Annotated in this window: 18 protein-coding genes; 12 read left to right on the top strand and 6 right to left on the bottom strand. The window is 44.8% G+C overall.

Annotated features, from left to right (window positions below):
• Positions 1-35 precede the first annotated feature (35 nt).
• The 3 genes from AKJ31_RS07025 (at position 36) to AKJ31_RS07015 (ending at position 3,194) form a co-directional block, all read left to right on the top strand.
• The gene (locus AKJ31_RS07025; protein ID WP_053408393.1) at positions 36-1,961 is read left to right on the top strand and encodes an ATP-binding protein; all 1,926 of its coding nucleotides are present in this window, start codon (positions 36-38) and stop codon (positions 1,959-1,961) included.
• Positions 1,962-1,981: 20 nt separating this feature from the next.
• Entirely contained in the window at positions 1,982-2,479 is a 498-nt protein-coding gene (locus AKJ31_RS07020) for a response regulator (RefSeq protein ID WP_053408392.1), read from the top strand.
• A 166-nt stretch (positions 2,480-2,645) separates the two neighbouring features.
• On the top strand, positions 2,646-3,194 hold the full coding sequence (locus AKJ31_RS07015; RefSeq protein ID WP_053408391.1) for a hypothetical protein: 549 nt from the start codon (positions 2,646-2,648) through the stop codon (positions 3,192-3,194).
• A gap of 103 nt (positions 3,195-3,297) precedes the next feature.
• Here AKJ31_RS07015 and AKJ31_RS07010 read toward each other — a convergent pair whose 3' ends face one another.
• Positions 3,298-3,885 carry a TfoX/Sxy family DNA transformation protein gene (locus tag AKJ31_RS07010; protein WP_053408390.1) on the bottom strand — a complete coding sequence of 196 codons (588 nt, stop codon included), beginning with the start codon at positions 3,883-3,885 and terminating at the stop codon, positions 3,298-3,300.
• A gap of 352 nt (positions 3,886-4,237) precedes the next feature.
• Between AKJ31_RS07010 and AKJ31_RS07005 the strand changes: the two genes are divergently transcribed.
• The 7 genes from AKJ31_RS07005 to AKJ31_RS06975 all read left to right on the top strand — a co-directional run bounded on the left by AKJ31_RS07005 (position 4,238) and on the right by AKJ31_RS06975 (position 12,097).
• Positions 4,238-5,158, top strand: coding sequence for an HDOD domain-containing protein (locus tag AKJ31_RS07005; RefSeq protein WP_053408389.1), 921 nt, complete (start codon positions 4,238-4,240; stop codon positions 5,156-5,158).
• A 16-nt stretch (positions 5,159-5,174) separates the two neighbouring features.
• Positions 5,175-6,080: a LysO family transporter gene (locus AKJ31_RS07000; RefSeq protein ID WP_053408388.1), complete on the top strand. Its 906-nt coding sequence runs from the start codon at positions 5,175-5,177 to the stop codon at positions 6,078-6,080.
• A gap of 111 nt (positions 6,081-6,191) precedes the next feature.
• A complete protein-coding gene (locus tag AKJ31_RS06995) occupies positions 6,192-6,704 on the top strand; it encodes a hypothetical protein (RefSeq protein WP_053408387.1) in 513 nt (170 codons plus the stop codon).
• Between the two features lie 142 nt (positions 6,705-6,846).
• Positions 6,847-8,493, top strand: coding sequence for a pyridoxal-dependent aspartate 1-decarboxylase PanP (gene panP, locus AKJ31_RS06990; RefSeq protein WP_053408386.1), 1,647 nt, complete (start codon positions 6,847-6,849; stop codon positions 8,491-8,493).
• A 285-nt stretch (positions 8,494-8,778) separates the two neighbouring features.
• Positions 8,779-9,633: a MurR/RpiR family transcriptional regulator gene (locus tag AKJ31_RS06985; RefSeq protein WP_053408385.1), complete on the top strand. Its 855-nt coding sequence runs from the start codon at positions 8,779-8,781 to the stop codon at positions 9,631-9,633.
• A gap of 267 nt (positions 9,634-9,900) precedes the next feature.
• Entirely contained in the window at positions 9,901-10,167 is a 267-nt protein-coding gene (locus AKJ31_RS06980; RefSeq protein ID WP_010448562.1) for a GrxA family glutaredoxin, read from the top strand.
• A gap of 247 nt (positions 10,168-10,414) precedes the next feature.
• Positions 10,415-12,097 carry an aspartate:alanine antiporter gene (locus tag AKJ31_RS06975; RefSeq protein WP_053408384.1) on the top strand — a complete coding sequence of 561 codons (1,683 nt, stop codon included), beginning with the start codon at positions 10,415-10,417 and terminating at the stop codon, positions 12,095-12,097.
• A 54-nt stretch (positions 12,098-12,151) separates the two neighbouring features.
• Here the strand turns inward: AKJ31_RS06975 and AKJ31_RS06970 are convergent, their stop codons facing one another.
• The 5 genes from AKJ31_RS06970 to AKJ31_RS06950 form a co-directional block, all read right to left on the bottom strand.
• Positions 12,152-14,875, bottom strand: coding sequence for an ImpA family metalloprotease (locus tag AKJ31_RS06970; RefSeq protein WP_053408383.1), 2,724 nt, complete (start codon positions 14,873-14,875; stop codon positions 12,152-12,154).
• Positions 14,876-15,016: 141 nt separating this feature from the next.
• Positions 15,017-15,694 (bottom strand): ABC transporter permease, encoded by a 678-nt coding sequence (locus tag AKJ31_RS06965; RefSeq protein ID WP_053408382.1) that lies wholly within the window; start codon positions 15,692-15,694, stop codon positions 15,017-15,019.
• A gap of 3 nt (positions 15,695-15,697) precedes the next feature.
• Positions 15,698-16,438: an ABC transporter permease gene (locus tag AKJ31_RS06960; RefSeq protein WP_053408381.1), complete on the bottom strand. Its 741-nt coding sequence runs from the start codon at positions 16,436-16,438 to the stop codon at positions 15,698-15,700.
• Positions 16,439-16,519: 81 nt separating this feature from the next.
• Complete coding sequence (locus tag AKJ31_RS06955; protein ID WP_053408380.1) at positions 16,520-17,290, bottom strand: ABC transporter substrate-binding protein; 771 nt, start codon at positions 17,288-17,290, stop codon at positions 16,520-16,522.
• A 65-nt stretch (positions 17,291-17,355) separates the two neighbouring features.
• Entirely contained in the window at positions 17,356-18,126 is a 771-nt protein-coding gene (locus AKJ31_RS06950) for an ABC transporter ATP-binding protein (RefSeq protein WP_053408379.1), read from the bottom strand.
• Positions 18,127-18,793: 667 nt separating this feature from the next.
• Between AKJ31_RS06950 and AKJ31_RS06945 the strand changes: the two genes are divergently transcribed.
• Together AKJ31_RS06945 and pflB are read left to right on the top strand one after the other, a co-directional pair.
• A complete protein-coding gene (locus tag AKJ31_RS06945) occupies positions 18,794-20,341 on the top strand; it encodes a DUF3360 family protein (RefSeq protein WP_053408378.1) in 1,548 nt (515 codons plus the stop codon).
• Positions 20,342-20,638: 297 nt separating this feature from the next.
• Positions 20,639-22,915, top strand: coding sequence for a formate C-acetyltransferase (gene pflB, locus AKJ31_RS06940; protein WP_053408377.1), 2,277 nt, complete (start codon positions 20,639-20,641; stop codon positions 22,913-22,915).
• The last annotated feature ends 100 nt before the right edge of the window (positions 22,916-23,015 follow it).

The following is a 23,015-nucleotide window of genomic DNA, read 5'->3' as shown; positions in this document are numbered from 1 at the left end:
GTAGCCTGTGTGTATATGCCATAAGTGACGAACAAGTGAATCAATTCGCCATACTCTGTTTAGACAATAATCCAATTAGCATCGAGCAACTGCGCAAAGAGCTGACCCCTTTTGCCTCTCGCTTTGATCTGCATACCGCGGACTCTTTTGAAGATGCCACGGCTGCGCTGGACTACTGCTCGGAACAAAAACAAGTCGTAGCCCTAGTGATTGCAAGTCATCACGAAAGCTTTAACGGCGCCGACTTTTTGATTCAATTGGATAAAACGCCACATACACAAAGTGCACGTAAGATATTAATCAGTTGCGGACAGGACATTCAAGCTATCCTCTCTGCGGTCAATGACGGTCGGCTCGACCACTGTCTCACCAAACCTCTTCAGGACAACTTAGTCAGGCAAACCGCGCAAAAAGAACTGACTACTTTTATTCTAGAAAATGATAAAGAAAATCTGCTGATTTATAGCCAAATTCTCGATCAGCAGCGACTCCTGCGCGCGCATATCGATCAGAAGATGCGCAGTTACCGAGAAGGCTTCATCACCGAGCAACACCGTTTATCTGACCAAGAACTGGCACAACAAGTCACAGACGCCCTGTTTGGATTTTTCGCTGATAAAGATGAAACCCGAGCCTGCCGTACGTATTCAGCCGACCATCTCCTAACCAAAGAAGGCGAAGAAAACCGCTTTTTATGGTTTATCACCAAAGGCGAAGTCGCGCTGTATAAGAAAGACGAAACAGGCGTTCAACGTGAAGTAGTTCGTTACACCCAAGGTAACATTGTTGGTGGGATGTCATTTGTGACTGGCGAGCCGTCTTTCTCGACCGCTCTGACCCTCACTGCGACTGAAGTGATCAAGCTAGACAGAGAAGTGTTCGCCAAAGTCATGCACTCCAACACTACCCTGCTACCTCTGTTTACTAACTTGTTGCTTCGCCATTTTAACCGCAGACTGCAACGTAGCATCACAACCAAACTTGAACTGCAGAAGACGTTGGAGTCTTTAGAGACTGCCCAACTTCAACTGATTGAACGCGAAAAAATGGCCATGCTCGGTCAACTGATTGCTGGTGTCGCCCACGAACTGAACAATCCAGTCGCCGCGATACTACGCGGGACAGAAACCTTAACCGAGAAGATCCAAACTTTGGTGGAAGCTCCACATTCGGCTCCGAATCACCAGAGTATTGCGATCTTAACCAGCGCATTGGTTTCGAAACCACGCTCGACCGCCGCTGAACGGGAGTTAGTCAAAGCGGTAGACGAGCACATTGGTAACCGTCGTATTACCAAAAAGCTGGTAAAACTCGGTTTAGACAACCAACCCGAATGGATAGAAAGAGCACGCGATCAAGATACTCAACTGTTTGAAGAACTCGAGCAGCTCGAAAACTATCAACTTGCTGGTGCGACTTTGCGTTCAATTAATGTCTGCGCGCAAAGAATTGCAGACTTGGTAAAAAGCCTGAAAGGTTACGCCCGTGGCGATGACGAACGCTTCCATACCACGGACATCCACGAAGGTATTGAAGATACGCTGGTCATTTTCGAAAACAAACTCAAAATGCATAACGTCGAAAAATGCTACGCAGAGCTGCCTCCTGTGCGCTGTTTACCTACTGGATTACAACAAGTTTGGACCAACTTGATTTCCAATGCGATCGACGCTTTTCCAGAAAAAGGTCAACTCACCATCACTACACAACAGGCGAGTAAATACGGTAAACCATGGGCTGTGGTGTCGATTGAAGATAATGGACACGGCATTCCAGAGCATTTGCAACAACAAATATTTGAACTCAACTTTACTACCAAGAAAGAAGGGAATTTTGGATTGGGCATTGGACTGTCGGTTTGCCAACAAATTGTTCATCAACATGGTGGCCACATAGAAGTGGCTTCAGAACAAGGTAAGTACACGCGCATGTCAGTCTGGCTACCTTTGGGCCATTCCTAATTCACGACGAGGAAATCACAATGAGTAAATACCTAATCTTATGTGTCGATGATGAAAGAGAAGTCCTAGATAGTGTTGTTCAGGATCTGGATTGCTTTGAAGAGCACTTTGTCCTCGAAGCAGCGGAATCTGTCCAGGAAGCGAAAGACATCCTCGAAGAAGCTAAACAAGACGAAACTAAACTCGCCCTGATCCTGTGTGACCACATCATGCCCGACCAAACTGGCATCAGTTTTCTTATTGAACTGAACAAGGATCCTGCCACTCAAGCGACTAGAAAACTGCTGTTAACAGGACAAGCTGGGCTAGAAGATACAGTGGAAGCGGTGAATCACTCTTGTTTAGATTTTTACATCGCTAAGCCTTGGAAAGGTGATGCGTTGCGAGCAACGGTAAAAGAGCAATTGACCCAGTACATGATCGAGAATGAACCAGAGCTGATGCCTTGGGCTTCAGTTTTGGATACTGAGAAAATTTTCGATGCACTAGCAAAGAATCGCGTAAATTTTGGCGAATAAGCACTCAAAGTGCGATTTACTGACCAAAGATTCGCTAAAACTCGACAAAACAACGACATTTTCTATAGTGACAACCGCTGTGATGCATTATCATGATAGGTCAATGTCCATAGCGCATTGTCGCTTAAGACCAAGGAATTTAACAAGATATAGGTTTATCGTCCGTATGCGTAAAACAATCTTAGCTGCTGCACTCGTATTAGCATCTGGCCAAACTCTTGCTCAGGTTGACCCAAACAGTCCAGCGGTAATGAGCAACTTTAGTTATGACTACATTGAAGCTCGTATCGGTGCTAGTCCTGTTACTTTCGGTACTGCATTTAGCAAGACTGTCCACCCGAACGCGCACTTAATCGCTCGTATCGACTCTGAGTTTGAAGGTGACTACGATGCAGGCGCTGGTTTTGGTTTCCATGCTCCTATTAACAACTGGGCAGACTTTACTGGTGAAATGCTTTTCCGTTTAGTCGATGGTGAAGACACATCGGGTACAGATTCTGGTCTAGAGCTAAACCTAGGTGTAAGACAGTGGCTTGGTCCTCAACTAGAAGTTGGCGGTAAAGTCGGTTACGTATCAATCGATGACGATGATGACTGGTTGGGTTCTGTTTACGCACGCTTCCACTCTACAGAGCTATTCTCAATCGGTGTTGAAGGTCGTATTAACGATTTCTACGGCGAACAGGTCATGTTTACTACACGCTTTAAGTTCTAGTCGCTGAGCAAATGTTAAGGGTAGTTTTGCGCTACCCTTGCAAAACAATTAAAAAACCGAGGCAATAGCCTCGGTTTTTATTGTTTGCAATACTGGTTCTTAATTACTGGCAGTTTGCTAATAGCTGGCGCTTACGTGGTTCCTGAATCAGTTTCCAATGGATGCCATCGATCGCACCTGCAAACTTCCATAACAGTTTAACGTCAACATCGCTACCATAAGTCTCTTTCACACGAGAGAACACGGCTGGCGCGCCTAATTCAACAAATGTTTCTACGTCATCAATACCAGCTTTTTTAACCATACGCTCTAAAGTGAGTTGCATATTGGGTAGATCGCGTAATCTGCGGTTAGCGGCTGAACGTTTAAATTGACGTTCTGATACAGAATATTTAATTGATTGCTCGACCAATTCATCGATACGTGAATTACGTGCTTCAAACATTTCTGTAATATCGTAGTAGTTTACCGTGGCAGTAGTTTGCTTTTTAACGTGACGGTATTTTTCACATCCAAGCTTGGTCAGTTCATTATCTAGATGTTCACCACCACGGATAAAAATCTTCTCTGCACTAATTAAAGCGAACATGGCATCGTCTCTGAACAACCCCGTGCCACCAAACATAGAACGTTTTTGGAACGTCCCAAACTTGTTTACGTATTGTATAAAATGTTGCTCTGTCATATCCATTGATCCTTCAAATCATATAACCCCGATTATTTGTGATCACCAGATAGCAGCAGTTTTAAGCGAAAAGTCTTTAAGTAATGTAAATTTATTAGTAAAAAGTGAGTAAATCACCTAATTGGACTAAATAATAATTAATGATTAAAAATAAGTCTGTGCATATGTCACAACGTGCGAAATAAATTCACATTTATATGCGACATGTATCACGATGATGAGATAAGAAATTAGTATATTACTTATCTTTGATACATATATTTAGTTGAAAAAAATATCATTATTTTATTGCTAGTAATTGCCTATATATCAATATAAAAGTTAAACTAGCTAAGGCAACTTAAACTTCTAATACTTTATGAATCACTTATCATTTTACTGGCTTCCTCAAAACAAAGACCTATTAGTTAAAGGTATCGAATCCGAGTTTTCGCAATTAGTGGAACACGCTGTTTCTAGCAAAAAAATTGCCCTACCTCCTATTCCTGAAGTCGTATTAAAGATTCAAAAACTATGTACGCAAGATAATACGACTGTTTCAGACGTGGCAGATTGTCTACTCGAAGACCCGGGCCTCGCTGCGATTGTAATCCGCGTAGCCAACTCGGTCATATTCAACCGTCGAAACATTACCTGCACCGATTTGGTCACTGCCGTTTCGCGTTTGGGTATTCTAAGGGTGCGCGATATCGTGACAGCCCAAGCCATTGAGCAGTTAAAGCACTCAGTAAACCTGAGCAGTGCGTGTAACCGCATTTTGATGAATAGCGCGATTAACTCACGCGAGCTTGCAGCAACGATGGTGATGGTTGTACGTGGTTTTAGAGATAGTGGCACAGAGACTTACCAAAACCTAGAAGCAGACAAAGCGTTGCTCACTGGTTTACTTGCAGACATTGGTCTGTTCTGTATCGTCAACGAATACCATTGCTACTTGGAACAAGGAAACTATCTGGCTGAAGACATTGCTTTCCAAGTATTTGATCGACTCTGCTCGAATGCCAGTGAGTTGGTACTTGATAGCTGGGGCTTCGATGAGGACTTCATAGAAGTGGCATCCAACAAGTTCCGCAAGCGTTCCAGTGTTGCGGTCAGTTATTTGGATGTAGCACGTATCGCCAACCACATACTATTATTCCGTCGTCAAGACGATGCAATAGACGAACATTCGGTAAAATTTGATGTAACAGGTGCCGATATACTGTACAAACTCAGTAATTTAAGTGATATTGAGTTTAATGCGCAAGTCGATGAACTCATGAGCGCAAGCGGATTATAACGATACAGGAAGTACCATGTTCTCAGGGATGTTATTCATTTTTACCCCACTTGTTGTGGGGTATTTAATATCTATTGCAAATAAGTCACTACTCGACAAGATCAACACCACCACATCTAACTTAATCTACGTCATTTTAGCTTTGATGGGGTTGAGTCTGGCCGCTCTCGATAACTTAGGTGAGAATCTACAAATCATCCTAAAGTTTACTGCGGTGTTCTTCACTTGTCTTGGGCTTGCCAACTTGGCTGTGCTGCCATTTGTCGACAAGCTGATGCCGATCAAAACCGACAACACTCACACTAAGCTACCACTCTCTAGCATGGCGCTTGAATCGGCAAAACTAATTTTGGTTGTCGGTGGCGGTTTAATTGCGGGGCTACTGATCCCTATAGACCTCAGTTGGGTGGATACCGCAAGTGAATGGATCCTTTTCCTATTGCTGTTCTTTATCGGTATCCAGCTTCGCAACAGCGGCCTCACGCTTCGCCAAATTTTGCTCAACAAGCACGGCATGGTTATCGCGCTGCTGATTATCGTCAGCTCCATGGTTGGTGGCGCTATCGCGGCCATGATTCTCGATATTGACCTCTACCGTGGTTTAGCGATGGCTTCAGGCTTTGGTTGGTACTCGCTGGCGGGTATTTTGATGGGTGATGCGTTTGGCCCAGTGTATGGCGGCGCTTCGTTTATGATTGAATTGCTACGCGAGCTCATCGCTTTAGTACTCATTCCGCTGTTTATTCGCACTAAACCTTGCACGGCGATCGGATACGCGGGAGCGACTGCGATGGACTTTACACTACCCGTCATACAAACCACTGGCGGTGTACGTTGTGTGCCAATTGCAATAGTCAGTGGCTTTATTTTAAGTCTGCTTGTCCCAGTAATGATGTTATTCTTTGTCTCACTTGCAGGCTAGATCGCATGATTCTGTGCTCAAATTCACTATATTAGGCAGCAGTCATGATTTAAGATTTAGCGAAAGCTAATATATAGCCCATATAATAACTATTCTTCAAAAGGATTCATTATGAAACGCCTAATTGTTGCACTATTGCTAGGTGCTTCGTCTTCCATGGTTGCCGCAGCAGACAACGCATGTCTTTCCAAGAAATACGACGCATACATCGATGCCTCACTTCATTGGTATGAAGACCTAACCAAATTGACTAGCGAGCAATACCCAGACCTTAAAGAGGTAAGCGAGTGGTTCTTGGAAGGCAGAAAAAACCATTTCGAACTAAACCGCGCCGCAGTGCACTACTACTTAGATAAAGACGCAACCAAAGTCGCAACTGAGCAGCCTGTAGAAGCTTGGTTACAACTCGAGCAGAAAGACATCAAAACGCTCGCGTCTCGCAGCGACGAACTTGGTCAAATTGCTCAAGTAACGTTCAATGATCGTCAATCTAAGCCGCATGAGAAGAACTATGAGTTACGCTCAGCGTTCGCAGATTTGCTCAGCCATCCAACTAAAATCGACTCAGCACTTAAGCGCTACAACCAATCGATCAAAGAGTTAGAATCGATTGCCTGTAAATAGTTAGTAACAAGAACTTTACGGGATAGCTAAACAAGCTTCACTTAGGTAAAACTAAGATTCGATAATTTAAGACGGGACTTTGCTCCCGTTTTCGTTTAGATTGTCCAGCCTGCAACAAAAATGATTAGAGCAATATAGCTGCATGGTATCTGAACATAGAACGGCTGATGTGAACTTCGAGAGCTTGCTTCGAATCTTCACAATACCTGAAGGGCCAGACTCAACGCTAACCCAAATCGAAGAAAAACTCTCTCGCAATCTTAACCAGTTTCTTCGCGAACATATCGTCGCAGAAGAAAAGCCGCTGTTAGAGATTGAAAAAGATTTCTCCAACGCTTCGATTCCAGAACAACCTGAGTTTGTTTCAGACCACACTCAACACCTGCTTGATACTCTGGTTTCTCACTCGGTTCATACCTCTGCACCAAGCTTTATTGGTCACATGACGTCGGCACTTCCCTACTTTTTGATGCCGTTGTCTAAAATCATGATCGCGTTGAACCAAAACTTGGTCAAAATCGAGACTTCAAAAGCGTTTACTCCGCTTGAACGTCAAGTGCTCGGGATGCTTCATCGTCTGATTTATCAACGTGACGATAACTTCTACGCTCAGTGGATGCACAGTGCCAATCACTCACTTGGCGCTTTCTGCTCAGGTGGTACCATTGCAAACATTACTGCGCTTTGGGTCGCTCGCAATAATGCGCTGAGAGCTCAGGGCGAGTTTAAAGGCGTTGAAAAGGAAGGCCTATTCAAAGCAATGAGGCATTACGGCTATGAAGGATTAGCAGTACTGGTTTCTGAGCGCGGACACTACTCATTGAAGAAAGCGGCGGACGTTCTGGGTATTGGCCAAGAAGGCTTGGTGGCGATCAAGACCGATAACGACAACCGTATTTGCCCCGCTGCGCTGAAAGAGAAAATCGCTGAACTTAAACAGCAAAACATCAAACCATTTGCAGTGATTGGTGTCGCAGGTACGACTGAAACAGGGACAATTGACCCTCTTCAAGAAATTGCAGCTATCTGCCAAGCAGAAGGCTGTCATTTCCATGTCGATGCGGCTTGGGGCGGTGCGACGTTGATGTCAAACAACTATCGTCACCTTCTAGCTGGTACTGAGCTGGCAGATTCGGTAACAATCGACGCACATAAACAGCTTTACATTCCAATGGGTGCGGGCATGGTGTTGTTCAAAGATCCTGAAGCGATGAAGTCTATTGAACATCATGCACAATACATCCTTCGTAAGGGCTCTAAAGACCTAGGTAGCCACACGTTGGAAGGCTCTCGCTCTGGCATGGCGATGTTGGTTTATGCGGCGATGCATATCATAAGTCGCCCTGGCTACGAATTACTGATCAATCAGAGTATCGAAAAGGCCAAGTACTTTGCTGAGTTAATTGAAGCGCAACCTGACTTCGAACTCGTTTCCAAGCCTGAGCTGTGTCTTCTGACTTACCGCTACTTACCAGCACATATTCGACAAGCGTTGATGGCAGCAAATTCAGAGCAGAAAGCGGAACTCAACGAACTGTTGAATGAATTGACGAAGTTCATCCAAAAACGCCAGCGTGAAACGGGTAAGTCATTTGTATCACGCACACGCTTGAACCCGATTCATTTAGATAGATTAAACACCATCGTATTTCGTGTTGTGCTTGCCAACCCGTTAACCGGCAAAGATATCCTTGGCTCGGTACTGGAAGAGCAAAGATGCATCGCGGCACAAGCGCCAAACTTGATGGGTAAAATCGAACAAGTTGTCGAGAAAATCAACGCAAGTTGAAAGTTTCTTTCTCTAGAACTGTAATTTGACCAAAAATATTCGCCTCAATCTTCACAAGAAACCGCCTATTGGTGCGGTTTTTTGTAGTTTTCATAAAATTTAGTTTGAGGCTTGTCATATTCTCATTAAATTAAGCAGAGAAAAGTTATAGTAAACCTTTGCCTTAGGTTTATACTGACTCAATGGCGCTGGATTGAGACTACCTTTTAGGAAACATCTTGTTTTCTCTCGAATTAATTCGATTGGTATATCCAGTGAGATGTTCTCTATACCCTCGTGAACACTATGAACACATTAGAAAAAATTCAGAAAAATCTAGAGAACTTCAGTAAGTCCGAACGTAAAGTCGCTGAAGTTATAATGGCCTCTCCTCAGACGGCTATTCACTCTAGTATCGCTACACTGGCTAAAATGGCTGATGTAAGTGAGCCTACTGTTAACCGTTTTTGCCGCCGCTTGGATACAAAAGGCTTTCCGGACTTTAAACTTCACCTAGCTCAAAGCTTGGCGAATGGTACTCCTTACGTTAACCGTAACGTTGAAGAAGATGATGGGCCAGACGCATACACGCACAAGATTTTCGAATCGACAATGGCGTGCTTGGACGTGGCGAAAAATAGCTTAGACCCAATGCAGGTTAACCGTGCTGTTGATCTCCTTACTCAAGCAAAACGCATCTCTTTCTTTGGTTTAGGAGCTTCCTCTGCGGTCGCTAAAGATGCACAGAACAAGTTTATTCGATTCAATATTCCAATTACTTGTTTTGAAGACATCGTGATGCAACGAATGAGCTGCATTAACTGTACAGACAACGACGTGATCGTGCTGATTTCTCACACTGGTCGCACGAAGAGCCAAGTTGAGATCGCTAACCTCGCTCGTGAAAACGGTGCAACTGTTATTGCGATTACGGCAAAAGACTCACCACTGGATAAAGCGAGTTCGTTATCGATCTCTCTAGACGTGCCAGAAGACACCGACGTATACATGCCTATGGCAAGTCGCGTGGTGCAGATGACGGTAATCGATGTATTAGCTACAGGCTTTACTCTGCGCCGTGGTACAGGTTTCCGTGAGAATCTTAAGCGTGTGAAAGACGCACTGAAAGATTCTCGCTACGACAAGCTGTCACAGTTTTAGTCATCTAAATCGTTAAAAGAAAAGGAGCAATGATTTGCTCCTTTTTTCTTTCTAACAACCAGACTTCTCTCGTCGTTCAAGAAAAAAAACACCGATCTCGTTCCTCACTCTCCTACCGATATCAAGGCGCCCATTTCTCTTTTTGAACGTAGCAAGCGCAAATTTTCATCAATAGGTTTTCTCTATCGGAACAAGTGCCAAATGCTTCTTTATTTCCGCCACTGGATCGGGCATAGTGGCAACTAACAAAATAAAGGAGAAAGACATATGTTCGTAGTTATCTTTGGTCGCCCAGCTTGTCCATTCTGTGTTCGTGCAAAAGAACACGCAGAAACGCTAAAAGCGAAACGTGATGACTTCAACTACCGCTACGTAGATATTCACGCAGAAGGCATTTCAAAAGCTGACCTTGAGAAAACTGTAGGTAAACCAGTAGAAACTGTTCCTCAAATTTTTATCGACCAAGAGCACATCGGTGGTTGTGACGATTTCGAAGCATATGCGAAAGAGCACCTAGGTCTATTTGACGAGTAATCGCCAGCCTAACATTTTTAAGAAGCCGCTTTATGCGGCTTTTTTGTATCTTGAACATCAGAGAAAACATCTTTGTTATTCGTTGTTTAGCACACACATAACCACCTGATAGCGGCTGAAATAGCGCTTTATAATTGACCTAAGTAAAGTAATCGTAAATTCTAAAAAAATTCACTATTCATTTTGTAGCATTCAGATACAATTCGCCCACTTATACATTCTCCCGACACAGAACAAGAACTGCCCTGTGAACATCGACGTCGTACTTTTACTCGAGCAAAACCCTATCCTTCTTATTTTTGTGGTTCTCGCCATTGGTCTCGCTATTGGCAAAATCCGCTTTGGCAACCTCCAGTTAGGCAATTCCATCGGCGTGCTGCTGACCTCCCTCGTGATGGGTCACCTCGGCTTTACCTTCAACGCAGACGCATTGACCATTGGTTTCATGCTGTTTATTTACTGTGTGGGTATAGAAGCTGGACCAAACTTTTTCGGTATTTTCTTCCGCGACGGTAAGCACTATTTCATTTTAAGTATGGTGGTTCTCTCGACCGCATTGCTGATCACTTACTTTGCCAGCCATTATCTCGGCTTAGGATTCGGGCTTTCTGCCGGCATGATGGCAGGAGCATTAACGTCGACACCGGTTCTAGTAGGTGCTCAAGACGCATTAACATCGGGCTTAGCTGAAGTCCCGCGCGGTATGGACTTTGCGTTAGTACTAGAGAACCTTTCGGTTGGTTATGCGATGGCGTATTTGGTCGGCTTGATCAGCATGATCATGTTCGCGAAGTTGATGCCTAAACTGCAAAAGCACAACCTATCTGATTCGGCGCAACAAATCGCACAAGAGCGTGGCTTAGGTAATTCGGGGCAGCGTAAGGTCTACTTACCTATCATTCGCGCATACCGTGTAGGTCAAGAGCTGATTAACTGGATTGACGGTAAGAACCTGCGTGAACTGGGTATTTATCGCCAGACTGGCTGTTACATCGAACGTATTCGCCGCAACGGTATCCTAGCCCACCCAGATGGTGACGCTATTTTGCAAGAAGGTGATGAAATCGCACTCGTCGGCTTCCCTGACAGTCACGCTCGTCTTGACCCTAGCTTCAGAAACGGCAAAGAAGTGTTTGACCGCAACTTGCTTGACCTGCGCATTGTGGAAGAAGAGATCGTGGTAAAGAGCGATGCTATTGCAGGCAAGCGTCTGTCCGACCTTAACCTGTCTGAGTACGGCTGTTTTCTTAACCGAGTAGTACGAGCTCAGATTGAAATGCCGATGGACTTAGACATCGTATTGGCGAAAGGCGATGTATTGCAGGTAAGTGGTGAGAAAAGTCGTGTTCACGGTCTCGCTGAACGTATCGGTTTCATTTCGATCCACAGCCAAATGGCCGACCTGCTAGCGTTTTGTAGCTTCTTTATTCTAGGCTTGTTATTCGGTTTGATCACCATGACGTTTGGCCAGATGTCGTTTGGCTTGGGTAATGCGGTAGGCCTGTTATTGTCAGGTATTACACTCGGCTTTTTACGTGCAAACCACCCGACTTTTGGTTACGTTCCCCAAGGCGCGCTGAATATGGTTAAAGACCTAGGGTTGATGTTCTTCATGGTAGGCATCGGTTTAAGTGCTGGCGGAAAAATGTTTGAACACCTTTCCCAAGTTGGTCCGCAAGTCCTTGGTTTAGCATTTTTGGTTAGTGTGGTTCCAGTTGCGCTTGCGTACTTGGTTGGTGCATACGTTCTAAAGATGAACCGCGCTCTGCTCTTTGGTGCGATTATTGGTGCAAGAACCTGCGCACCGGCGATGGATATCGTGAACGACTATGCAAAGTCAACGATTCCAGCCTTGGGATACGCCGGTACTTACGCTATCGCCAACATCTTGATGACGCTGACGGGTACCGTGCTCATCATTCTGAGTTAAGCATCTGGACTCAATTGCGATTGAAAAGGGAGACATCATGTCTCCCTTTTGCATTTATAACGGCCAAACCGACGTACCATCAATCGCAATAGGCCTGTTGGCAAATTCATCTCGGCAATAGCCCGTGTTGCTCGCAGCAAAGTACGTCAACGGCATCGAGACTAATCCTTTGCTCTGCACTAAGCTCTTCGCTTGGTCTGAGAAGTTAAAGCCCCACATATCCAAGTACTCACGCATATCGCGATTGCTCACCACACTAAGCGCTATTAGCAGCCAATCGTTGTTGCTAATCGAGTTGGCGTCTGCGTATGAATAGCTATCAAAGCCAATAATGTTCCTTTCCGCTAGCCACGTAGATTCTGATTGTTTGATCCGATTAAACTCCCGTTCGATAAGGTGAAGGCGACCAAGCAGATGCCAGCCATTCTCTATCACGCCCTGATGCTCAGAAGCCATCATCATTTGGATAAACATACGAGCCCCCCAACTCCAACTCGTTTGGTTCAACTGAGCCATGTAAGCATTGGGGTCCGCCTGTGTGCGACTATATTGGAGTGTCTCGTATTGAGACTTAAAATCCAGAGACTGGCACCCAGAGTCGATCCCTGTATCTTGAAAATAACGGGATTTGCTGTAGTAAGAATAGTAGTTGGTTGTCGAATGGCCTTCCCAGCCTGCGAATCGAAACCGTGATTTTTCCAAACCATGGCCAAGTTCGTGTAAGTCACCGTGACCAAGTGGGTTAAACTCCCAATATGCATCGTAAGGGTTCCCCGAACAACCGTACCCACAGTTGGCTTGATCGGCATTCATGTGTTTAACAATATCGATGTTCGCGACTTGCCAGCCTTGGTTTTGCGCATAGAGATAAATATCGTCAACCTTGTCGATGCCAGGTCCCTGAAAACCTGCCAGTACATGCGGAAAATTGTGCACATAACGTTCTGTCGCGGCTGCCATATCTGCGGGGGTACTCCAAGAGCTGATACTTTTCAGCATTTTGTCGCGCTTGGAGTGCACTTCAAATCCCGGAGTCATTAGCTCAGCCCAATCAAACAAGTTATCGTTGAGCTGCTGAGCAAACTTTTGATTATCTGCCGAACTGCGCCAAATCGGATGCTCAGCGACTTGCTCAAACTGCAACTCCACATCAATATCGTTGGCATCGAAGTGAACATGAATCGGTCCACCATAAGCAGAAGTAAGCGAGATCGTTTCTCCCGGTTTCACTTCATATTGTGCCGAAGTCAAAAATTTGGGCCTTGTATAGCCGTTTTTCGAGAACTCATGAGTGGCGCCGCTGCGTAAACTGTTAACCACTATCTTAGTCGTAACCGGATTATTGTCTTGGCGCGTAACAGAAAATGTCTCTCCTGGTAATGCGTAAACGCCAGCAGAACGAAAATTCCGTTTGGATTGCATCTGTAGCAGTTTACTAACCCGCGCTACATCTGTTCCAAAGTGGCTTCTACTGAAATTCCCCATATCTTGTTGCGCCGGATTGATAGTACGGCTGTGGTATTGGACGTAGTCAGAAAAATAGCTTCGCAAAAATACCAAACTGTCGGTAGCGTTTTTGTCCATTGGGAAGGACACTTCTTGACGATACAAATCAGCGAGCAAGACCAATGACTTCTCGTACTCGTAACCTGCCGAGTTAAACAAGTCAATCTTGCGCCTATCGAGGTTCATCAACTGGCTACGCATACTGTTGGCGGCAGCGTAGAACTCGCTACTCATGTTTGATTCGTCAGGACACGATTTGTCATCACAAAGCGACAAATCAACCGTAAAACTGTTGTTTTTGAGCCTTTGTAAGAGAGTAATTTGATCTTCAATGAAATCAGGAGTCTGGTCGTAAATCGACTGAGGGTTCCAAGCGTCGACTCCCAGCTTACGCCAATAGTTATCGCCCGCGTAACCAACGTTGAAGAGCGAAAACACTTCATTGCCGAGCTCAGTCATGTTGCCGTCTAAATGTAGGTATAAAACTGGGATTTCCAGGTGCTTCGCGCGTTGAATGGCCGCTTTGACTCGCTCAAGTGAATCACCATCACGCAGATGCTGAGAAATGACCAATAGGTCTGGATTTGACTCGACACACCCCAATAGCTCATCGCCATCACAATCGTTTGCTAGGTTGTAAACAACTCCAGTACCAAATTGCGCGGATAGCCACTGTCTCGTTGCTTGTTCATCAGGGAAATAGTACGACTGCTGCATTTGTGCGATCGCTACGTTCATTCCTTGTTCCGGGGCTCTGCCGACGAGCCAAGCAATCAGGTTGCGCAACCATTGCTCCATGGCATCATTTGCACTGCCAGGAAAGCGTAAACTGGTGCGATAAGGGTTACTGCCCAGTACTGCGTATTTGCCGCCTTTACCGTATTCGCCTGCCACGCCGAGCGTCATCTCTTGGTCGCTATAGCCTGCCTGCATCGCTCGGTTGGTCATCAAGATAGAATCGTTAAAACCATAAGTTGGAGTCAGTAGCGCGGTATCATGGCTGGGATCCCAAGCAAGAGCGCCTGTCGAACCATTTATCGCCGCCTTGATTCGATTAAAGCGGGTTTTGTGGTCGTTGACCAATTGTTGGCTATGCTCGATGAACGCATTAGGGTCGCTGACATAAGTTGCGTCCCCGGTTCGTAACGCCTTTTGCAACGCGGTTTCTTCTGCACGGTCAGTGACATTGCTACTGCTATCACTGCCTCCTCCCCCACCTCCGCAGGCTACAAGCCATAACGACATACAAAGTGGTAAAACTGATTTATTCATGCTTCTTACAACAATATCGATAATTGCAGGAAGTCTAATAAAACAAAGAGTTAGAGTAATTACCCTCAAGAGGGTTATTAAAAATTTCGGAAGCGAATTAACAAATATAGATGAAAACGGCACCTTTCGGTGCCGCTTTACTTAGCTTAGAGGACGAGAATAAGCGAGGAATCGTTTCTCTGCGTGTTTGAAACACCAAAGAATGATGAACGTCAGTCCCATATAGAACAGACCCGCGGTTAGGAACGACTCAAACGGTGCGTAGTAGCGAGAGTTAACCAGTCTCGCTGCGCCAGTAAGATCTAATATGGTAACAATACCTGCGACCGCACTACCATGCAGCATGAAGATCACTTCGTTACTGTATACCGGAATAGCACGACGTAATGCACTCGGCAGAATGATACGACGATAAGTGGCAAACTTACTCATACCATACGCTTTCGCCGCTTCGACTTCGCCTTTTGGCAAGCCGTTGATCGCACCACGAATAATTTCCGCTGTGTACGCTGACGTATTAAGCACGAATGCCACCAAAGCACAGAACCAAGCATTTTCCCAAAGTGTGTCTTTTACGGGGAAGAACTGGTCCATACCGTAGTAAATTAGATACAGCTGAACCAACAAAGGTGTGCCACGGAAGAAGTAAATAAATGCCCAGCTAGGACCTGAAATAAAGAAGTTGTGGCTGTTTCTCGCCACAGCCAGAGGAATCGCGACGCTCAGACCAATGATTAGCGCCAAACCAACCAACCAAACTGTTGTCCATAAACCATCTAGGTAAATTGGCAAACTTTCTATAATCAATGAAAAGTCCATAACTTACCTCGCGTGAATACTGAATTTACGTTCAACGACTTTCAATAAGCCCGTTGAGATACTGGTAAACAGTAAGAAAATAACTGCAACGACCATGTAGAAGGTAAATGGCATCTTAGTTGAACCAGCGGCTAGTGAACTAACACGTACCATGTCTTCCAGACCGATAATCGAAACCAGTGCGGTTGTTTTAAGCAATACCAACCAGTTATTGCCAAAGCCCGGTAACGCATGGCGAATCATCTGCGGAAGCAAAATTCGACGGAAAGATAATGTCGCACTCATTCCGTACGCTTTAGCCGCTTCAAGCTCACCGCGATCAACCGCCATAATCGCACCACGGAAAGTCTCTGCCATGTAAGCGCCAAAGATAAACCCAATCGTTAGAACACCAGCAATGAACGGGCTAACATCGATATAATCCGGAAGATAAGAGACCCATTCATGGTTAGGATCGCTCGACGCGAACCATTCATTAAGTGACTCGTTGATGGAATAAAGACTGTTATTCAGTAGGATCTGACCACCAAAGAAGATAAGCATCATCAGAACAAGGTCTGGAATACCACGAATAACGGTTGTGTAGAGTGTTGCGATAGCACGGGCCCAACGGTAAGGGGCCATTTTTGCTAATGCACCAAGCATGCCTAAGATTACCGCCAGCAGTAATGATAGTAGCGCCACCTCGATGGTGACTATGGCCCCTTTTAAAATAGAGGCTTCGTATCCTTTTAGATCTAGCATAGGTGAGTTCCTAATCCCTAAACTCATAAGATCGACCGTTGGCTACTTCTAGGAACAAGCCAACGGTCGCTTAATTACGACTTACTCGCCGTATACATCGTAGTTGAAGTAACGTGCAGCAATCTCTTGGTAAACACCTTTGTCACGTAGAGATAGAATCGCAGCGTCTAGCTTCTCAGTTAGGTCTTTGTCTTGCTTACGTACTGCAATACCAAAACCGTCGCCAAACCATTTAGGATCAGTTAGAGAAGGACCAACAAACTCGTAGCCTTCGCCACCTTCTTTGTTCAGTACACCTTCTTCAAGCGCTGATGCATCACCCAGTACAGCAACAACACGGCCGTTTGCTAGGTCTAGGTACGCTTCGTCAAAAGAGCCGTAACGTACGATTTCTACTTTGTCACCATAGTTATCAGTTAGGTATTTATCGTGAGTTGTTGCACGTTGCACCGCGATTTTTTGACCGTCTAGATTATCGAAATCTAGGTTAGCGCCTTTCTTCGCGATGAACTTGTTAGGGATAAGTGCGTATTTGCCAGTGAAGTCGACTTTCTTCTTACGCTCTTCAGTAATTGACATCGCCGCAATAATTGCGTCGTATTTACGTGCTAGTAGAGAAGGAATGATGCCATCCCAATCTTGTGCCACGATTTTACACTTCACTTGCATCTCTTCACAAAGTGCATTGGCCATGTCAACGTCAAAGCCTTTCAGAGAGCCGTCGCCTTCAGTCCAGCTAAATGGAGGGTAAGCGCCTTCAATGCCGAAGCGAACTGTTTTCCATTCTTTCGCTTGGGCAACGCCTGTCACTGCAGTTGCTGCTAGTGTTGCTGCTAATAACCACTTTTTCATTTCCATACTCCTGTGATTTTTATACTTCAAAAATAGTGTTGTGTTTGCCGCTTATTGGTTTGCGACTAGTAAATAGACGATACGAACTGCTTTAAGCGTTCCGAATCTGGGTTAGTAAATAGTTTTGATGGATGACCTTGCTCTTCAACCAAACCTTGGTGCAAGAACATAACGTGGTTTGATACATCACGGGCAAACGCCATTTCGTGTGTTACCACCAGCATAGTACGGCCTTCTTCGGCCAAATCGCGCATTACGCCAAGAACTTCACCGACCAGCTCTGGGTCAAGTGCAGAAGTTGGTTCGTCAAATAACATAACTTCTGGGTCTACTGCGAGTGCTCGAGCAATCGCCGCACGTTGCTGCTGACCACCTGAAAGGTGACCTGGGTAGTAATCTTTACGCTCGTATAAACCCACTTTCTTTAACAGCACTTCAGCGTTTTCAATTGCCTGTGCTTTAGGCACACCGAGCACATGAACAGGTGCTTCAATGACGTTTTCCAATACCGTCATGTGTGACCATAAGTTGAAACCTTGGAATACCATCGCTAGGCGAGAACGGATTCGTTGTACTTGCTTTTCGTTTGCGGGTACAGCTTCCCCTTGGCGGTTATTCTTCATTTGAATGAGTTCACCATTCACCCAGATTTCGCCAGCAGTTGGAGTTTCAAGAAGGTTAATGCATCGAAGGAAAGTACTTTTACCCGATCCTGATGACCCGATAATTGAAATAACGTCCCCTTTGTGGGCTTCTAGTGAAATGCCCTTTAAGACTTCATTTTGTCCGAAAGTTTTGTGTAGTTCTTTTATATCTAGCGCTGGTACTTCATTCATGCGCCTAACTCCCTGTTATTATTTTGTCCCACTATTTGGAATTTTGATGGTGGGTTTGTTGCAGGTCTCCACCTACATTGCGATACAAACTAGCACTACAATTTATAACATGCAACAAATTATTAACCTATAAACAGCGGATATTTAGCCATATTATATGACTACACATTCACTTTTCAGTTGTTTTTTCTTTCAATCACGCATAAAACGTTTTAAACATCGATATCTTAACCTGAAAATGAAATTTACATTTTTATAAAAATAAGATCTGTCTCAATATTCGATTTATCCTCTTCTACTTTGACCGTTTTTGTTATTAACTTAATTTCATAGCAACCTGATTATGTAAATTTATTTCAGGCAAAATTACCATTAACGCGACAAACAACGCTTGTTGTGTAGTTTTCTTTCACATTCTTTCATATAGTGATCTAAATCAATCACTCCTTAGGGTTAGCAAGCTAAACTCGCCCCAAAGAATAAGCCTAAATTACGCAAGTTTTAGTCTCTTTTAGCTTCTCATCTTTAGCACATAAGGTTTGAGCCACAGATGAGCGCTTATGGACCAATAAGCAGGACGCTAAAAAGGTTTTAGAGATCGTCACCGCACAATAATTAATGACGATTCAATAAAGATTCATTAACTTTTTTAATATATGAGGAATCTATGTCAGACGCAGTCAACAAATCGCACTCTGATTCGGATATAGAGAATAAGAGCTATCAAGAGCTGCACCGCCCGGCCTCTGAGTTTGCCAGCCGCAGTGATTACCTTGACCACGAACTACAGATCATGAAGCCTCGCCGCTTTGGTCTAAACCTTCCAGGTCGAGATTTCCGTTTCGAATTAGAAGATCTAGTACCCGCTTTGGCAGGCACTATCGGCATCATCGCAATGTACTCAGCGGTTATGATGTCTTGGGCTGATGGTCTTTCAGCCGCTTGGGATCACGTAAACCTTGGGAAAGAGTTTGCGATTGAAGTCGCTCGAGTAGAAATGCTTATCCCTGCCCTTCTTTTCTGTATTCTGTCTTCAGGTATCTTTAACCCACGCGCCAACCTTGCAGGTAACCACGGACCAATGATCCCATTGATCGGTTCGATTGCCCTTGCAGGTGCCCACCCTCTTGCTCTTGCCATTTTACTTGGCGTGTTCGGTCTGCTGTTAAGTTACTTTAAAGGCGGTTCCAAGCTGGTTAACCTCACCTCGGAAGGTACCGCAGGTGGCTTGCTTATCTTCTTGGGCTTTACCGGTACGATGAGCCAAATCGGTTCAATTCAGTCTTGGGCAACCAGCCTACAATCTGCAGATATTGCAGCAGGTAGCATGGGCTATGTTGGTCTGATTGTTTTAGGTATCACTATCGCTATCTACGCATTCTTGGCGAAAATCAACATGCGCTGGCTTGCCATCCCGGTATGTGCGTTCACTGGTCTATTAGTTGCCTTAGTACTTGGCGCAGGTTTTGACCTTCAGTTCGAAACTAAAATGGGTCTACCAAACCTTAACCCAGTTTACTGGTGGGGCAGCACTGAGCAAGGTTGGCAGCTTGGTCTACCAAACTTAGAGCACTTTATTGCGTCACTCCCATTTGCGATTCTAGCGGTAGCGATGTGGTCTCCTGACTTCTTAGGCCATCGTATCTTCCAAGAGCTAAACTACCCGCGTAAAACTGAAAAAGTACTGATGGATGTCGATGACACCATGACTATGTGTTCTATCCGTCAGATGGTAGGTACAGCAGTAGGTGGCGGTAACATTACTTCGTCTTGGGGTACTTACATGATCCCTGCGGCTATCGCGAAGCGTCCAATCCCTGCCGGTGCGATTGTGCTAGGTACACTATGTATCATCGTTGCTATCCTCGGTTTCCCTATGGATGTAGCGGTATGGCCGCCAGTTATGCGTGTTGCTCTATTGGTTGGTGTATTCCTTCCTTTATTAGAAGCAGGTATGCAAATGGTTCGTGACACGAAAGATTCACAAGCTGCTGGTATCTGTATCTTTGCCTCAGTTGTAGCAAACCCTGTACTTGCTTGGGCACTAACCATGTTCCTAGATAACAATGGTTTGATTGGTGATAAAGAGCGCGCATCTCGCCTTTCTTTCGCAGACAAGATTGTAATCCCAGTAGGTGTCTTTGTTATCTGTTTGGTTGCTATGCTTGCAGTTGGTATGCTAGAAAGCCAATATGGCATCAAAGCTTGGCTATAATAGAGAAATCCATTTGGGTGGCGTCAATGCCACCCAAATTTTATTGCAACTTTTGAAGATTTATTGATTTAGTTTAAGGTTTGCAATTTTTTTTTAATTTATCCTAACAATCAAGTTGAGGGATTTAGCTTTAAAGGCAGTAACAATATCTATGTTTTTATGACCGCTTTCGGTGATTGGGTTTTAAGACTATACATATTGTTATTCATTAAGAGTGTACCAAACCAGTAATGGGAGTCTGACTGGCTCAACGGTCTGACAGGTACGTGTTTTTACTACTAAAAAGGTAGGTATGTCATGGCAGAGCAATTTGCTAAAGCTTGGGAAGGTTTTGCTGCAGGTGATTGGCAAAACGAAGTAAACGTTCGTGATTTCATTCAAAAGAACTACACACCGTACGAAGGCGACGAATCTTTCCTAGTTTCTGAAGGTACTGAAGCGACCAATAAGCTTTGGGCTAAAGTAATGGAAGGTATCAAACAGGAAAACGCGACTCACGCACCTGTTGATTTTGATACTTCTGTTATTTCTACCATCACTGCTCACGATGCTGGCTACATCGAAAAAGACCTTGAAACAATCGTAGGCCTTCAAACTGAAGCGCCGCTTAAACGCGCAATCATCCCTAACGGTGGTATCCGTATGGTTGAAGGTTCGTGCAAGGCATATGATCGTGAGCTTGACCCTCAAGTTAAGAAAATCTTCACTGAATATCGTAAAACTCACAACGCTGGTGTTTTCGATATCTACACTCCTGACATCCTTGCATGCCGTAAATCTGGTGTACTAACAGGTCTTCCTGATGCATATGGCCGTGGCCGTATCATTGGTGACTACCGTCGCGTTGCACTTTACGGTATCGACTTCCTAATGAAGGACAAACTTGCTCAGTTCAACTCTCTACAAGAGAAGTTTGAAAACGGCGAAGACCTTCATATGACTATGCAACTTCGTGAAGAAATTGCAGAGCAACACCGTGCTCTTGGTCAAATCAAACAAATGGCTGCGAAATACGGTTTCGATATCGGTCGTCCAGCTGAAACTGCACAAGAAGCTATCCAATGGACTTACTTCGGCTACCTAGCTGCTGTTAAGTCTCAAAACGGTGCTGCAATGTCTCTAGGTCGTACTTCTACTTTCCTAGACGTGTACATCGAGCGTGATATCGCTGCAGGTAAGATCACTGAAGAACAAGCTCAAGAAATGATCGACCACTTCGTAATGAAACTACGTATGGTTCGTTTCCTACGTACTCCTGAGTACGATGAGCTATTCTCTGGCGACCCAATCTGGGCTACAGAATCTATGGGTGGTATGGGTCTTGACGGTCGTACGCTAGTAACGCGTTCTAACTTCCGTTTCCTAAACAGCCTATACACTATGGGTCCTTCTCCAGAGCCAAACATCACTGTACTTTGGTCTGAGCAGCTACCTGACGGCTTCAAACGTTTCTGTGCGAAAGTATCTATCGATACTTCATCCATCCAGTACGAAAACGACGACCTAATGCGCCCAGACATGGAGTCTGACGACTACGCTATCGCGTGTTGTGTATCTCCAATGGTTGTTGGTAAGCAAATGCAGTTCTTCGGTGCTCGTGCGAACCTTGCTAAAACAATGCTATACACCATCAACGGTGGTATTGATGAGAAGTTAAAACTTCAAGTTGGTCCGAAAATGGACAAGATTACTGGTGAGTATCTTGACTACGATGAACTGTGGGAAAAAATGGACCACTTCATGGACTGGCTAGCTAAGCAATACGTAACTGCACTAAATGCAATTCACTACATGCACGACAAGTACAGCTACGAAGCTTCACTAATGGCTCTGCATGACCGTGATGTTAAGCGTACTATGGCATGTGGTATTGCAGGTCTGTCTGTTGCAGCTGACTCACTATCAGCAATTAAATACGCGAAAGTGAAACCAGTTCGTGACGAAGATGGTCTAGCAATCGACTTCGAAATCGAAGGCGATTACCCTAAATTCGGTAACAACGATGCTCGCGTTGATGACATCGCTTGTGAACTTGTTAGCGTGTTTATGGGCAAAATCCGTAAACTTAATACATACCGCAACGCTATCCCTACTCAGTCAATCCTAACTATCACTTCAAACGTGGTATACGGTAAGAAGACTGGTAACACTCCAGATGGTCGTCGCGCAGGTACTCCATTCGCACCAGGTGCTAACCCAATGCACGGACGTGATGAGAAAGGTGCAGTAGCATCATTGACTTCAGTAGCTAAACTACCGTTTGCTGATGCTCAAGATGGTATCTCTTACACATTCTCTATCGTACCTAATGCACTAGGTAAAGATGAAGGTTCTCAACGTGCTAACCTTGCAGGTCTAATGGATGGTTACTTCCACCACGAAGCTGGCATCGAAGGCGGTCAACACCTGAACGTTAACGTTCTTAACCGTGAAACTCTAGAAGACGCAGTTAAGCACCCTGAGAAATACCCTCAGCTAACAATCCGTGTATCTGGTTACGCTGTACGCTTTAACTCGCTAACAGCAGAGCAACAGCAAGACGTTATTGCACGTACATTCACTGAGTCTCTATAATTTCAGTTGATTATTGAAAAAGCCCCGCAGCAGCGGGGCTTTTTTTGTTCTGGTATGGAACAACGGTTCACTAATTGCTACATTGATACCGACTCTCCTT

This window comes from Vibrio hepatarius (assembly GCF_001274785.1).
Taxonomy (GTDB): Bacteria; Pseudomonadota; Gammaproteobacteria; order Enterobacterales; family Vibrionaceae; genus Vibrio; species Vibrio hepatarius.
This window is presented reverse-complemented; position numbering and strand designations above follow the sequence as displayed.

Coding starts and splice junctions, on each gene's coding strand:
- AKJ31_RS07020 (WP_053408392.1), top strand. CDS start 1,982: ATGAGTAAATACCTAATCTTATGTGTCGATGATGAAAGAGAAGTCCTA.
- AKJ31_RS06960 (WP_053408381.1), bottom strand. CDS start 16,438: ATGCTAGATCTAAAAGGATACGAAGCCTCTATTTTAAAAGGGGCCATA.
- AKJ31_RS06970 (WP_053408383.1), bottom strand. CDS start 14,875: ATGAATAAATCAGTTTTACCACTTTGTATGTCGTTATGGCTTGTAGCC.
- panP (WP_053408386.1), top strand. CDS start 6,847: ATGGTATCTGAACATAGAACGGCTGATGTGAACTTCGAGAGCTTGCTT.
- AKJ31_RS06995 (WP_053408387.1), top strand. CDS start 6,192: ATGAAACGCCTAATTGTTGCACTATTGCTAGGTGCTTCGTCTTCCATG.
- AKJ31_RS07015 (WP_053408391.1), top strand. CDS start 2,646: ATGCGTAAAACAATCTTAGCTGCTGCACTCGTATTAGCATCTGGCCAA.
- AKJ31_RS06950 (WP_053408379.1), bottom strand. CDS start 18,126: ATGAATGAAGTACCAGCGCTAGATATAAAAGAACTACACAAAACTTTC.
- AKJ31_RS06955 (WP_053408380.1), bottom strand. CDS start 17,290: ATGAAAAAGTGGTTATTAGCAGCAACACTAGCAGCAACTGCAGTGACA.
- AKJ31_RS07005 (WP_053408389.1), top strand. CDS start 4,238: ATGAATCACTTATCATTTTACTGGCTTCCTCAAAACAAAGACCTATTA.
- AKJ31_RS06945 (WP_053408378.1), top strand. CDS start 18,794: ATGTCAGACGCAGTCAACAAATCGCACTCTGATTCGGATATAGAGAAT.
- pflB (WP_053408377.1), top strand. CDS start 20,639: ATGGCAGAGCAATTTGCTAAAGCTTGGGAAGGTTTTGCTGCAGGTGAT.
- AKJ31_RS06965 (WP_053408382.1), bottom strand. CDS start 15,694: ATGGACTTTTCATTGATTATAGAAAGTTTGCCAATTTACCTAGATGGT.
- AKJ31_RS06985 (WP_053408385.1), top strand. CDS start 8,779: ATGAACACATTAGAAAAAATTCAGAAAAATCTAGAGAACTTCAGTAAG.
- AKJ31_RS07010 (WP_053408390.1), bottom strand. CDS start 3,885: ATGGATATGACAGAGCAACATTTTATACAATACGTAAACAAGTTTGGG.
- AKJ31_RS07000 (WP_053408388.1), top strand. CDS start 5,175: ATGTTCTCAGGGATGTTATTCATTTTTACCCCACTTGTTGTGGGGTAT.
- AKJ31_RS06980 (WP_010448562.1), top strand. CDS start 9,901: ATGTTCGTAGTTATCTTTGGTCGCCCAGCTTGTCCATTCTGTGTTCGT.